Genomic DNA, 13276 nt, shown 5'->3' with positions numbered 1-13276 from the left:
ACAATTTTTTGTTGGCCCACGGCATGCGGATTACGCTTCAGGTTTTATCGGCGGAGGCTTGAGCATGATCGACCTGGCGACCCTGGCGGTGTTTTGCGGTGCGGTGCTGTTGTTACTGTTGTCGCCGGGGCCGAACATGGCCTTTGTCATCAGCCACGGCGTGAGCCACGGCTGGCGCGGCGGCATCGCCTGCGCCCTGGGCATCGGCGTGGCCGACCTGCTGCTGACCGCGTTGACCGCCAGCGGGGTGACGGCACTGGTGGCCAGTTGGCCGCCGTCGTTTGACCTGATTCGTTATGCGGGGGTGATCTACCTGCTGTGGCTGGTGTTCAAGACCTTGCAGAAAAGCCCGCGTTTGGACACGGCCCACGTCCACCGCGTCCCCCTGGGGCGGGTATGTGTGCAAGCGATGCTCAACAGTTTGCTCAACCCCAAGGCGTTGTTGTTTTTTGTGGTGTTTCTGCCGCAGTTTGTGCGGCCGCAAGCGGGATCGATTGCCGTGCAATTGCTGGTGCTTGGCGGCGTATTGACGGTGATCGCAGCGGTATTTCATGGGCTGCTGGGGGCGTTTGGTGGTGTGCTGAGCCGCTACTTTGCCAAGCGCCCGAGTAGCGCCTGGCTACAGAAATGGGGGCTGGCGACGGTGCTGACGGTGTTGGCGGTGCGGTTGGCGGTGATGTCGCGTCCCAACTGACCCTATTGAAAGGTGGGAGGTAAAACTGTGGGAGCAGGCAAGCCAGCTCCCACAGTTGATTGTATTCACACCGTGGGATTGTGGTGTCAGCCCAGCAGTGCGGCTGCTCTTGCGACAATCTCGCCACGGGTCTTGCGCGACTGCGCCGTGCGCTTGTGCGCTTCCTCCAGCACTGACTTGGGCGCGGTATCCGGACGACCCGAGTCAAACGGCGGCGCCGGCGCATATTCAATCTGCAACTGCACCAGTTGCGCCGTCGCTTCGTCGTACAGCTCCGCTGCCAGTGTCAACGCGAAGTCGATGCCGGCAGTGATGCCGCCCCCCGTCAACAGGTTGCCATCGCGCACCACGCGCTCTTGCACGGGGATCGCGCCGAGCGGGGCGAGCATGTCGTGGTAGGCCCAGTGGGTGGTGGCCTTGCGCCCGCGCAGCAGGCCCGCCGCGCCCAATACCAGTGAGCCGGTACACACCGACGTTACATACCGCGCGGTCTGCGCCTGCACCGTGAGGAAGTCCAGGGTCTGCGGGTCTTCCATCAACGCACCCACGCCGGAACCGCCCGGTACACAGATCACATCCAGCTGAGGGCAGTCGGCATAGGTCATGGTCGGGGTGAACACCAGCCCGGTGCTGGAGGTGACTGGCGCGAGGTCTTTCCACACCAGGTGCAATGTCACGTCCGGCAGCGAACCGAGGACGTCATAGGGGCCGGTCAGGTCCAGTTGCTGGATGCCGGGGAACAACACAAAGCCGATCTGCAAGGTCATGGACAGTGCTCCGAGAAAGGGGTGGACGGCTTCACTCTAGGGGCCTAGGCTTTGGCGCATACGCCATTCAGCCCACAGATCACGCCAATCATGCCGCGAATTGTCCATGTCCTCGCTTTTGCCAATGCCCAGGTGCTCGACGTGACCGGGCCGTTGCAGGTGTTCGCCTCCACCAATGACCTGGCACGCCAGCGCGGCATGCCGTTGCCTTACGCGGTCACGGTGATCGCTGCGCAAACGGCGCCAGTGATGACCTCCGCCGGCCTGGCACTGGTGGCCGAGCCGTTGCCGGCCATCGACGCGCCTTGCGACACCCTGGTGATCGCCGGCGGCTGGGGCGTGTACGGCGCCGCCGACGACCCGGCGCTGGTCGACTGGGTGCGGGAAAAAGCCCGGCACACCCGACGCATGACCTCGGTGTGCACCGGCGCCTTCCTGCTGGCGGCCAGTGGTTTATTGGACGGCTGCCGCGTGGCCACCCACTGGACGCGCTGCGAAGAACTGGCGCGCAAATTCCCCGCGCTGACGGTGGAATCCAACCCGATTTTCATCCGCCAAGGCGCAGTGTGGACCTCCGCCGGCGTCACCGCCGGCATCGACCTGTGCCTGGCCCTGGTGGAAGACGACCTGGGCAGCGAAGTGGCGCTGGAAGTGGCGCGGCACCTGGTGGTGTTCCTCAAACGCCCGGGCGGGCAGTCCCAATTCAGCGTGACCCTGTCCCTGCAAAAGGCCGAGAGCCGCTTCACCGAACTCCACGCGTGGATGGCCGAAAACCTCACCCTCGACCTGAACATTCCGACCCTGGCCGCCCAAGCCGGCATGAGCGAACGCAGCTTTGTGCGCCACTACCGCAACGAAACCGGCCAGACCCCGGCGCGGGCTGTCGAATTGATCCGAGTCGAGACGGCCCGTCGGCAATTGGCGGATAGCACGGCGTCGATCAAACGCATCGCCGTGCAGTGTGGTTTTGGCAGTGAGGAAACCCTGCGTCGCAGTTTTCTACGCGCCTTGTCGGTAACGCCGCAGGCTTACCGCGAGCGGTTTTCGCCAGTGACCTGAAACCGCGAAAAGGCGTAAAACAACCTGTGGCGAGGGAGCTTGCTCCCGCTGGACTGCGCAGCAGTCCCAGCCTTTCCAAACGAAGAGCGGGGGCCGCTTCGCGACCCAACGGGAGCAAGCTCCCTCGCCACAATTGCAGCGTTCTTAAGGCTTGGCGAACGACTTCAGCCGAACAGAACCTGCGCCAGTGGTTTTCACTGCGGTGGTGGTCATGGTGGGCGATTTCCGGCTGGCCAGTGGTGCTGAAACGCTAACCGATTGCCGTGGCTCGATGGCGGAGATCTTTGGCACGGGGATTATTTCTCCAAGCTGGTTTGTCGAAGGCCTATGCAATTTCCCCACGGGTCGCGCACCTGACAAATCCAATGACCACCCTCGATCTCCATCGGCCCCCGATACAACGTCCCGCCCAGCTCCTCAAACCGACGCAATGCCTGCTGCAAGTCGTCTACTCCCCAGTACACCACTGATCCAGCCGCCCCTGATGCAACCTTGTCATCGGCGTTGACGATCTCGAGGGCGACGCCTGCTACATCTAGATGGCCGAAGTCATCAGGATCATGACGAATGCGTGTCGCCAACGGAAAGGCTGCGGCATACCACTCGGTTGCCGTCCGCCAGTCCGGGACGTGAATGAGGATTGAGATGATGGGGATCAACTGAGCAAAACCTCCGATTGAGCGACGCTGTGTTTGTGGCGAGGGAGCTTGCTCCCGCTGGACTGCGCAGCAGTCCCAGCCTTTCCAAACGAAGAGCGGGGGCCGCTTCGCGACCCAACGGGAGCAAGCTCCCTCGCCACAGGTTACTGTTTGTCTTCTAGTCCAGCTCAAGATCGGCGCTACTCACGACATGCTTGAAGTGATGCCGCCACAACTCCACGCCCAACTGCCCCGACCGATCCAACGACGAGCCCACGGTCAAGTCGCTGATCAACGTTGGCTGTAACCCCGCATCAAACAGCGCAAACCCCGCCGCCAGCACGCAGGTGTCGGTTTGTATGCCACACACCAACACGCGCGCCGGTTCCAGGCTTTTGAGGTAGGCAATCGTCTCGGGCGTGGGTGCATAGCCGTGCTTGATGAAGATGCGATCTGCCGCGATCAGGCTGTCGTCATCCGGTGCCGGTTGCCAGCCGAGTTGGCGGGCAAAAGGGGTGACGCTTTCGTCATGGCGTTCGACGGTGGCGACGCTGGGCAGGCGGCGGAGCAGGGCGTTGATGCCGTCCACCAGCCACGCCGGTGGGTTGAAGGACGGTTGCACGTCGATGATCAGCAGTACCTGGCGCATGGGGTTCCTGTCCGTAGCCGAGGGGCCGGTCATTGTGCCTCAGGGCTGCCAGGTCGTCTTCTCCCCGCTGAGCTTGCGGTCGAGGAACGTCGCTGCGCTGATCAGCGCCAGATGGCTCAAGGCCTGGGGCGTGTTGCCCAGGTGGCGGGCCTGGCTGTCGAACTCTTCGGCGTACAAGCCCAGTGGGTTGGCGTAGCGCAGCAGTTGTTCGAATTCCAGGTGGGCCTTTTCCACCTGGCCGGCGCGCGCGAGGCATTCGACGTACCAGAATGAGCACGCGGCAAACGCGCCTTCGGTGCCTTGCAGGCCGTCGATCTGGCTGTCGTCGTTGCGGTAGCGGTAGACCATGCCGTCGCGCACCAGGCTTTTCTGGATCGCTTCAAGGGTCGACAGCCAACGCGGATCGGTGGCCGCGACGAAGCGCACCAGCGGCATCAACAGCATCGAGCCGTCGAGGGCGGTGCCGCCGATATGCTGCACAAAATGGCCGCGTTCTTCGTTCCAGAAGTTGCTCCAGATGTCGGCGTAGATTGCCTGGCGCGCCTGGTCCCACCGACCGAACGGTGCCGGCAGCGAGCGCTTGGACGCCAGGCGTATCGCGCGGTCCAGCGCCACCCAGCACATCAGCCGCGAATGCAGGAAGTGATGCTGCTCGCCACGCATTTCCCAGATGCCGACGTCTTCGCTGTTCCAGATTTCGCAGACCTGATCGGCGACTTCCACCGTGTGTTTCCAGCCGTCATGGGAGATGGCTTCGCCGTACTTGTTGACCAGGTACACCGCGTCCATCAGTTCGCCGTAGATATCCAGCTGGATCTGCCCGACCGCGCCATTGCCGATGCGCACCGGCTGGGCACCGCCGTGGCCGGCGAGGTGTGTCAGTTCGGTTTCCGGCAGCTCCTGGCGGCCGTCGATGCCGTAGAGGATGTTGATTTTCATCGGCTGGCCGCAGCAGTCACTGACCCGGCCCTTGAGCCAGCGCATATAGGCGTTGGCCTCTTCGACAAAACCCAGGCGCATGAACGCGTAGACGGTAAACGAGGCGTCGCGGATCCAGGTGTAGCGGTAATCCCAGTTGCGCTCGCCGCCGGGTGTTTCCGGCAGGCCGAAGGTCGCGGCGGCGATGATTGCGCCGTGTTTGCGTGAGGTCAAAAGCTTCAACGCCAGGGCGGAGCGATTGACCATTTCGCGCCAGCGGCCACGGTAATTCGACTGGGCGATCCAGCCGCGCCAGAACTGCAAGGTGTGGGCCAGGGCAAGGTCGGTGCAGCTGCTGTCCACGCGTTCATCCTCCTGGCCGCCGAGGACAAATTCCGCGCCTTCGTCCTGGGTCAGGGTGAAGCGGGCGACTGCCGCACCGTCCTTGACGTGCAGCGGGTGGCTGCCGGACAAACGCAGGCCGGGCTGGTTGTCGGCGCTGAAGCACACGGTGCCGTTGTCGAGAGCGGCATGGGTTGGTGTGCGCGCGTAGTCATGGCGTACGGCGCAGCGCAGGTGGAAATCGGCCTTGCCGCTGACCACTCGCACACGGCGAATCAGCAAGGGCAGGTCGTCGATTTCATCGCTGATCACCAGCAGGTCGGTGATTTCCACCACCGCTGCATCGCTGAGCCAGCGGGTTTGCAGGACGTTGGTGTCGGGCAGGTAGATCTGTTCGCGGCGGGCGTTGGGCAGGTCTGGCGTGAGCTGGAAAATGCCGGCTTCGGGGCTGTCCAGCAGTGCACAGAAGATTGATGGGCTGTCGAACTCCGGCCAGCAGAAGAAGTCGATGCTGCCCTTGTCGTTGACCAGGGCCGCCGTGCGCATGTCGCCGATGATGCCGTGGGCGTCGATGGTGCTTTGGGGTTCGTTGTTTAACTCAACCATTGCCGCGAAACTCCGGGTAAAGGCTCATGCCGACATCAATGAACAGGGTGCTGCCGACTACATAGTCGGAGGCGTCGCTGGCCAGCCATACCACAGCGTTGGCCACATCTTCCACGTCGCCGACGCGGCCGTAGGGAATCAGCTTCAGCAACTCTTTTTCCGCTGCGCCCTCGGTGGCCGCACGGTTAATCGGCGTGCGGATCGCCCCCGGTGCAATGCCGTTGATGCGGATGCGCTGTGCGCTGACCTCCTGGGCGAGGGTGCGCATCAGCATCTCGACGCCGCCTTTGGAGGCGGCGTAATTCACATGCCCGGCCCAGGGGATCAGTTGGTGCACCGAACTCATATGGATGATTTTTCCCGCTGCCCGCGACACGCCTTCACGCACGCCCTGGCGATTGAAGATACGCACAGCCGCGCGGGCGCAGAGGAATTGGCCGGTGAGGTTGACGCCGATCACCGTGTTCCAGTCGTCGAGGCTCATGTCCACCAGATTGGCGTCTTTTTGCAGGCCGGAGTTGGCGACCAGAATGTCGAGGTGGCCAAAGGCGTCGAGGGTCTGGGCGAATAGGCGTTCCACGTCTGCCTCCTTGGACACATCGCCGCCGATGGCAATCGCCCGGCCGCCGTTGGCGTTGATCTGTGCCGCGAGGGCTTCGGCGGGGGCCGCCTGGGCGTTGTAATTGAGCACCACGGCCGCGCCGGCGTCGGCCAGGGCCTTGGCGGCACCTGCGCCGATGCCGGAGCTGGCGCCGGTGACCAGGGCGACTTGTTGCTGCAACGAGAGAAGCATGGGCCAAGCACCATTGTCAGAGGGTTCAGTTAGCTGACTGGTGGGGCGGGGCGTAAGTTCAGCGTGGGTTTCTGCAATGCGGCGGGTCGTTATGCGCGGTAAAACTGGTAATTCTGACAGTAGACGCGTTCATTCCGAGGGTTGAGGCTACAGGCGTGCAAGTGTCCAGAGGACGGACCCTGTGAGCAAATATTGGCTACTCGTGCTGCTGATAAGTGGCTACGTCCTGGATGTTCATGCCCAGGCCTCCTCCGTAAAGACAGATTTCATCGAACACCTGCTGGCGCAAATGACCCTGGAAGAAAAAGCCGGCCAACTGGAATTGGCCAGCTTTGATTTGGAGCGGATCACCCCTCGCGACCTTGAGCGGATTGCCGAGGGCTCCGTGGGTGGCATCGGCGGTGGGCGCGCGCCACCGCTCGGGCGCGAGTTGCAGCGTATCGCTGTGGAGCAAAGCCGGTTGAAGATCCCTTTGTATTTTGCGCAGGACGTGGTGCACGGCATGTACACCATTTTCCCCGTAAGCCTGGCCCTTGCCGCCAGTTGGGACTTATCGGCGATAACGCGTGTGGGGCGGGTCAGCGCGCAGGAGGCGGGCGCCGAAGGCGTCAACCTGACACTCAGCCCCATGGTAGACATCACCCGCGACCCGCGTTGGGGGCGGGTATCTGAAGGCTATGGGGAAGATGCCTATCTGGCCTCGCGCATCGCCGCGACCCTGGTCAAGGCGTATCAAGGCGAAGATCTGCGCGGCACCAACAGCCTGATGGCAGCGGTCAAGCACTTTGCCTTGTATGGCGCGGTCGAGGGTGGGCGCGATTACAACAGCGTCGACATGAGCACTGCCACTATGTATCAGTTTTACTTCGACCCCTACCGCGCGGCGGTCGATGCCGGTGCCGGGGTGGTGATGGTGGCGTTCAATACGGTGGCGGGCGTGCCTGCCATTGCCAATCCCTGGTTGATCCGGCAAGTGTTGCGCCATGACTGGGGGTTCTCAGGGGTGACCCTGGGAGATTGCGCAGCGATTATTCAATTGATCGACCATGGCGTCGCGGCTGACGAGGGGCAGGCGGCAGCCCTGGCATTGCGTTCGGGCCTCGATGTGGCGCTTTGCGATGATGCTTACGTGAATGAGTTGCCCCGGCAGATACGGGCAGGGGCTGTCAGCACCGAAGCCCTCGATGAGGCCGTGCGTCATGTGTTGGGTATGAAGTACGACATGGGCTTGTTTGACGCCCCTTATCACAAGCTGCGCGCCGAAGCGTTGCCACCGGTTGAAACGCGCCTGCAGCGTGACGCCGCGCGCAGTATCGCGCGTGAAACCTTCGTATTGCTGAAGAATGCCCGGCAGGCATTGCCGTTGCGCAAGCACGGACGGATCGCATTGATCGGCCCTTTGGCCAAGAGTCAACGCGATCTGTTGGGCAGCTACTGTGGCAGCTGTGACGCCGCCAGCGTGGTGAGCATTTATGACGGCATGGCGCAGGCCCTGCGCGGGAAAGCGACGCTGCTTTATGCACGCGGCGCGAACGCCAGCGACGATGGCGCGTTGATTGCGCGTTTAAAGAACTACGGCACGCCGCTGAATATCGACCCTCGCCCTCCGCGAGCGCTGCTTGACGAGGCGAGGGCGGTCGCCCGTCAAGCGGATGTCGTCGTCGCCGTGTTGGGCGAACCGTGGAGCTTCAATGATGAAGCCAGCAGCCGCTCGCGCATTGACCTGCCCTCCAGCCAGAAACACTTGCTCAAGGCGTTGTGGGACCTGGGCAAGCCGTTGATCATCGTCCTGGTGAATGGCCGCCCGATGGATTTGAGCGACGAACAGTCACAGGCAGATGCGCTGTTGGTCACCTGGTACAGCGGCACCGAGGGCGGCAATGCCGTGGCCGATGTCCTGTTCGGTGACTACAACCCGTCGGGAAAACTGCCGATGACCTTTCCCCGTTCCGTGGGGCAGATTCCTCTGTACTACAACCATTTGAATACCGGTCGCCCTTACGATTCGGCCAAGCCGTTTAAATACACCACCCAGTACATCGACGAAGCAGAGGGGCCTCTGTATCCGTTCGGATACGGCTTGAGCTACAGCCAATTTGTGCTGTCGGATCTGCAACTGTCTGCGGCTGTCCTGCGACCCGGAGAGTCTCTCAAGGCCAGCGTTGAACTGACCAACACGGGCGAGCGCGAGGGCGAAACCGTGGTTCAGCTGTATATCCGCGATCCGCTGGCGTCCGTCAGCCGTCCCGTCAAGGAACTCAAGGGTTTCCAGAAAGTCCTGCTCAAGGCAGGCGAGCGTAGGCGTATCGAATTCAACGTGAGTGAGGGCGACTTGAAGTTCTACAACGCGCAATTGCAACACGTCGCCGAGCCGGGGGAGTTTCGCGTGCAGGTCGGGCTGGATTCCAACGATGTGCTGGAGCAACGCTTCGAACTGCGGTGACACGACGGGAAGCAATTGCCCCACTTAATAGGAAGCATTACTATTCACGTCCCGCCTCCCCAGTGCCTCCGCGATGATTCCCCAGCCGCCCCGCAGAACAGGCTTTTTCGAGTATTACGAAGAGTTGATCGGCACCTGGACGCGCCGCCTGAGAAACCGTCAGCAGGCCGAAGACCTGGCGCACGACACCTTTGTGCGGGTGCTGGAGGCCCGTTCCACTGAGGTTGAGCAACCGCGCGCCTACCTGCATCAGACCGCGCGCAATATCGCGGTGGACGCCCACCGCCGTGAAGATCGGCGCGAGGCATTGGGGCTGGACGCCTTTGAGCAGAGTGCGCCCCACAGTGGCGACCCGGAGCATTTCATGCACGCGATCCAGTTGGCGGATTCCATCGAGCGGGCCCTGGCGGAGCTGCCGCTCAACTGCCGGCGGATTTTCATCTGGCAGAAAATCGAAGGCCTCACCCAGCAGGAAATCGCTGAACGCCTGGGCTTGTCCAAGAACATGGTGGAAAAGTATATGATCCGCACCCTGCGGCATCTGCGTGACCGCCTGGACGCGCTGGCCCCATGAACCAAGGATCTTCCATGATGGATAACCGTGCCCGAGACGAGGCCGCGCAATGGTTTGTGCGCCTGCAAGACGCCGAGCTGAACGCCGCCGAGCGCCAGCAGTTCGAGGCGTGGCGCCGAGAGCATCCCGATCACCAATACGAATTCGACGTGCTGCGCGGCCTGTGGAGTGCCGCCGACCTGCTGCCAGCGGCGCGTTTGCAGGTGCTGTGCGAAGCGCCGGCCGAACGTCCCAAGCGCCGTGCGGTGTTGCGTTATGCGGTGGCTGCCAGTGTGGTGGCCGTTGCCATTGGCCTGGGCGTGTTCAGCATTCAACCAAAGCCCTACAGCGCCGAATTCAGTACGCGGTTGGGAGAACATCGCCAGGTGACGCTGCCCGACGGCTCGATGATGGAGTTGAACAGCCGCAGCGTGGTCGTGGTGCATTTCGAGAAGGGCCGGCGTGGCGTGGAGCTCAAGCGGGGCGAGGCGATGTTCAGCGTCGAACATGACACTAGCCGCCCGTTTGTGGTCGCCGCCGGGGTCGGGCAAGTCACCGTGACCGGCACCCGTTTTGACGTGCGCCGCGACGATGACCAGACCCGCGTGGTGGTCGAGGCCGGAACCGTCAAGGTACAAGGGCATGCAGCCGATGCCATCGTCACCCTCACGGCGGGGCGCGGCACGCACATCGACGGCCAGGGCAACGTGGTGCCAGCCTACGCGGTGAACGCTGAAGAACTGACCGCTTGGCGCAGCGGCAAACTGGTGTTCAACAACGCCACCCTGGGTGAGGTGGCGCGGGAAGTCTCACGCTACCGCGAGCAGCCGTTGCGGGTTGGCTCGGCGGCGGTGGGTGACTTGCGCTTGACCAGCGTGTTCAAGTCCAGCGACACCGAGGCCTTGCTCAAGGCCTTGCCCCACATCCTGCCGGTGGCCGTGCGCGCCTTGCCGGACGGCAGCCAGGAAATTATTTCACGCTGACATTCAGGTTTTTTCCGCGCTCGTCGTCTTCTCCTGCAACTGCAACTGGTTTGCATTAACGGCCGCACTTGCTTGCGATCACAGGACTCGATTCGACGTGAAAAAACTTGCTCGCCACAACAATAAAATCTCCCGCTGGGCGCCGCTGGCCCTGGCACTGGCCGTCAGCAGCGCGGTTTACGCCGCCGACGCCATCCATATCCAGGCCCAGCCGCTGGGTGCGGCGCTGAGCCAGTTGGGCCAGCAAACGTCCCTGCAAGTGTTCTTCAGCCCGGACATGGTCGCCGGCAAGCAAGCCCCGGCGGTGGACGGCAACCTCTCGCCGGAACAGGCCCTGCGCCAATTGCTGCAAGGCAGCGGCCTGGACTACCAGATCGACGCCGGCTCGGTGACGTTGCGCCCGCTGAACAGCGGCACCGGTGCAGCCGGCTCGCCGCTGGAGCTGGGCACCACCGACATCAAGGTGGTCGGCGACTGGCTCGGTGATGCCAATGCCGAAGTGGTGCAGAACCACCCCGGCGCGCGGACGGTGATCCGCCGCGAGGCCATGGTGGAGCAGGGCGCGATGAACGTCGGCGACGTGTTGCGCCGGGTGCCGGGCGTGCAGGTGCAGGAGTCCAACGGCACCGGCGGCAGCGATATTTCCCTCAACGTCGGCGTGCGTGGTCTGACTTCGCGTCTGTCGCCACGCTCCACGGTGTTGATCGACGGCGTACCGGCGGCGTTCGCCCCGTATGGCCAGCCGCAACTGTCGATGGCGCCGATTTCTGCTGGCAACCTGGACAGCATCGACGTGGTACGCGGTGCCGGTTCCGTGCGTTATGGGCCGCAAAACGTCGGCGGCGTGATCAACTTTGTCACCCGCGCGATCCCGGAGAAGTTCTCCGGTGAAGTCGGCACCACCCTGGAAACTTCGGCCCATGGCGGCTGGAAACATCTGGAAAACGCCTTTGTCGGCGGCACCGCGGACAACGGCATCGGCGCCGCACTCCTGTACTCCGGGGTCAAGGGCGACGGCTATCGCAACAGCAACAATTCCAATGACATCAATGATGTGATCTTCAAGACCCACTGGGCGCCGACCGATCAAGACGACTTCTCGCTCAACTTTCACTATTACGACGCCACCGCCGACATGCCCGGCGGCCTGACCCAGAAGCAATTCGACGCCAACCCCTACCAGTCGGTGCGCGACTGGGACAATTTCACCGGGCGCCGCAAGGATGTGTCCTTCAAGTACATCCGGCAGATCGACGACCGCACCCAGGCCGAAGTGCTGACGTACTATTCCGACAGCTTCCGTGGCAGCAATATCGCCAACCGCGACTTGCTCACCCTCGGCTCGTATCCGCGCACCTACTACACCTTCGGCATCGAGCCACGGGTGAGCCATGTGTTTGATGTGGGCCCGAGCACCCAGGAAGTCAGCGTCGGTTACCGTTACCTCAAGGAAGGCATGCACGAGCAGGCCACCAGCCTCAACCTGGTCAACAACGTGCCAACCCCGGGCGGGCGCAGCGATGGTCACGTCTACCAGGACCGCACGGGCGGCACCGAGGCCAATGCGTTCTACGTCGATAACAAGATCGACATCGGCAAGTGGACCATCACCCCGGGCATTCGCTTCGAAGACATCCGTACCGAGTGGCACGACCGCCCGGTGGTCCCGCTGACCGGCCCGCGCACCCTGGAAAAACGCCGCGAGGTGCACAACAACGAACCGCTGCCGGCCCTGAGCGTGATGTACCACGTCTCCGACGCGTGGAAACTGTTCGCCAACTACGAAACGTCCTTCGGCAGCTTGCAGTATTTCCAACTGGGCCAGGGCGGCAGCGGCGACCAGACTGCCAACGGCCTGAACCCGGAAAAAGCCAAGACCTACGAAGTGGGCACGCGCTACAACGACAGCGTGTGGGGCGGCGAAGTGACGCTGTTCTACATCGACTTTGCCGATGAGCTGCAATACGTCAGCAACGCTGTGGGCTGGACCAACCTCGGCGCCACCAAGCACACCGGTATCGAAGCCTCGGCCCACTACGACCTGTCGAACCTCGACCCGCGCCTGGACGGCCTGACCGCCAACGCCGGCTTTACCTACACCAAGGCTACTTCCGAAGGCGATGTGCCCTTCAAGGGGCGTGACCTGCCGCTGTACTCCCGTGAAGTGGCGACGTTGGGCCTGCGTTATGACGTCAACCACTGGACCCACAACCTGGACGTCTACGCCCAGTCCGGCCAGCGCGCGCCCGGCACGGGTACCACCTACATCACCCAAGGCACTGCCGACGGCCAATACGGTGATATTCCGGGCTATGTCTCGGTCAACGTGCGCAGTGGCTATGACTTTGGCGCGCAACTGTCGAACCTGAAGCTGGGCGTGGGGGTAAAAAACGTCTTCGACCAGCAGCACTACACCCGTTCCAGCGACAACAATGCCGGGTTGTATCTGGGCGAACCGCGTACGTTTTTTGTGCAGGCAAGCGTCGGGTTCTGAGCCGTATCGGCTAGGAAAAAAATGCCAGTCAGTTAAGGGCGAACGCAGTACCTGTGGCGAGGGAGCTTGCTCCCGCTGGACTGCGCAGCAGTCCCAGGCTTTTAAACAAAGAGCTGGGGCCGCTTCGCGACCCAGCGGGAGCAAGCTCCCTCGCCACAGGTTGCTGTTTACTCTTGCTAGTTCCTAACTGACTGGCATCAAGTTCAAGGTGCTACGATTTTTTGGGTTTTCCTACGCTTTCACACGACTGCCGGCTGCCTGCATAGGAACCGATTCCGACAAGAGCACCACACAGAGGGATACCTGATTTGCCTGGAGATTTGTTGGGCATGCAGGT

General features: G+C 62.6%; 11 protein-coding genes. 6 read left to right on the top strand and 5 right to left on the bottom strand.

From position 1 onward, the window contains the following. Positions 1 to 64 precede the first annotated feature (64 nt). A complete protein-coding gene (locus ACU688_RS21120; protein ID WP_448186267.1) occupies positions 65 to 694 on the top strand; it encodes a LysE family translocator in 630 nt (209 codons plus the stop codon). An 86-nt stretch (positions 695 to 780) separates the two neighbouring features. Here the strand turns inward: ACU688_RS21120 and inhA are convergent, their stop codons facing one another. Continuing rightward, on the bottom strand, positions 781 to 1461 hold the full coding sequence (gene inhA, locus ACU688_RS21115) for an isonitrile hydratase (protein WP_448186266.1): 681 nt from the start codon (positions 1459 to 1461) through the stop codon (positions 781 to 783). 90 nt (positions 1462 to 1551) lie between these two features. On the opposite strand from inhA, the gene ACU688_RS21110 reads away from it, so the two are divergent. After that, positions 1552 to 2520 carry a GlxA family transcriptional regulator gene (locus ACU688_RS21110; RefSeq protein WP_448186265.1) on the top strand — a complete coding sequence of 323 codons (969 nt, stop codon included), beginning with the start codon at positions 1552 to 1554 and terminating at the stop codon, positions 2518 to 2520. Positions 2521 to 2816: 296 nt separating this feature from the next. On the opposite strand, the gene ACU688_RS21105 is transcribed toward ACU688_RS21110, so the two are convergent. The 4 genes from ACU688_RS21105 to ACU688_RS21090 all read right to left on the bottom strand — a co-directional run bounded on the left by ACU688_RS21105 (position 2817) and on the right by ACU688_RS21090 (position 6466). Continuing rightward, the gene (locus ACU688_RS21105; protein ID WP_448186264.1) at positions 2817 to 3179 is read right to left on the bottom strand and encodes a VOC family protein; all 363 of its coding nucleotides are present in this window, start codon (positions 3177 to 3179) and stop codon (positions 2817 to 2819) included. A gap of 157 nt (positions 3180 to 3336) precedes the next feature. Then, positions 3337 to 3807, bottom strand: a complete 471-nt coding sequence (locus tag ACU688_RS21100; RefSeq protein ID WP_448186263.1) for a cysteine hydrolase family protein — start codon at positions 3805 to 3807, stop codon at positions 3337 to 3339. 39 nt (positions 3808 to 3846) lie between these two features. Then, positions 3847 to 5673, bottom strand: a complete 1827-nt coding sequence (locus ACU688_RS21095; RefSeq protein WP_448186262.1) for a glycoside hydrolase family 15 protein — start codon at positions 5671 to 5673, stop codon at positions 3847 to 3849. Then, on the bottom strand, positions 5666 to 6466 hold the full coding sequence (locus tag ACU688_RS21090) for an SDR family oxidoreductase (protein ID WP_448186261.1): 801 nt from the start codon (positions 6464 to 6466) through the stop codon (positions 5666 to 5668). The genes ACU688_RS21095 and ACU688_RS21090 overlap by 8 nt, the downstream gene beginning before the upstream one ends. Positions 6467 to 6647: 181 nt before the next feature. Here ACU688_RS21090 and bglX point away from each other — a divergent pair, with 181 nt between their 5' ends. The 4 genes from bglX to ACU688_RS21070 all read left to right on the top strand — a co-directional run bounded on the left by bglX (position 6648) and on the right by ACU688_RS21070 (position 12939). Continuing rightward, positions 6648 to 8909, top strand: coding sequence for a beta-glucosidase BglX (bglX, locus tag ACU688_RS21085; protein WP_448186260.1), 2262 nt, complete (start codon positions 6648 to 6650; stop codon positions 8907 to 8909). A 73-nt stretch (positions 8910 to 8982) separates the two neighbouring features. Beyond that, the gene (locus ACU688_RS21080; RefSeq protein ID WP_448186259.1) at positions 8983 to 9483 is read left to right on the top strand and encodes a sigma-70 family RNA polymerase sigma factor; all 501 of its coding nucleotides are present in this window, start codon (positions 8983 to 8985) and stop codon (positions 9481 to 9483) included. Positions 9484 to 9497: 14 nt separating this feature from the next. Continuing rightward, complete coding sequence (locus tag ACU688_RS21075; RefSeq protein WP_448186258.1) at positions 9498 to 10445, top strand: FecR family protein; 948 nt, start codon at positions 9498 to 9500, stop codon at positions 10443 to 10445. Between the two features lie 97 nt (positions 10446 to 10542). Beyond that, positions 10543 to 12939, top strand: coding sequence for a TonB-dependent siderophore receptor (locus tag ACU688_RS21070; RefSeq protein ID WP_448186257.1), 2397 nt, complete (start codon positions 10543 to 10545; stop codon positions 12937 to 12939). The last annotated feature ends 337 nt before the right edge of the window (positions 12940 to 13276 follow it).

It is taken from the genome of Pseudomonas acericola (SeqCode) (assembly GCF_053456465.1).
The sequence above is the reverse complement of the archived record's forward strand: the minus strand, read 5'-3'. Positions and strand labels throughout refer to the sequence as shown.

What these genes read in the sequence shown, in the direction of transcription:
- ACU688_RS21120 (WP_448186267.1), top strand. Translation starts at nt 65, where the DNA reads ATGATCGACCTGGCGACCCTGGCGGTGTTTTGCGGTGCGGTGCTGTTG.
- ACU688_RS21095 (WP_448186262.1), bottom strand. Translation starts at nt 5,673, where the DNA reads ATGGTTGAGTTAAACAACGAACCCCAAAGCACCATCGACGCCCACGGC.
- ACU688_RS21075 (WP_448186258.1), top strand. Translation starts at nt 9,498, where the DNA reads ATGATGGATAACCGTGCCCGAGACGAGGCCGCGCAATGGTTTGTGCGC.
- inhA (WP_448186266.1), bottom strand. Translation starts at nt 1,461, where the DNA reads ATGACCTTGCAGATCGGCTTTGTGTTGTTCCCCGGCATCCAGCAACTG.
- ACU688_RS21080 (WP_448186259.1), top strand. Translation starts at nt 8,983, where the DNA reads ATGATTCCCCAGCCGCCCCGCAGAACAGGCTTTTTCGAGTATTACGAA.
- ACU688_RS21100 (WP_448186263.1), bottom strand. Translation starts at nt 3,807, where the DNA reads ATGCGCCAGGTACTGCTGATCATCGACGTGCAACCGTCCTTCAACCCA.
- ACU688_RS21110 (WP_448186265.1), top strand. Translation starts at nt 1,552, where the DNA reads ATGCCGCGAATTGTCCATGTCCTCGCTTTTGCCAATGCCCAGGTGCTC.
- ACU688_RS21090 (WP_448186261.1), bottom strand. Translation starts at nt 6,466, where the DNA reads ATGCTTCTCTCGTTGCAGCAACAAGTCGCCCTGGTCACCGGCGCCAGC.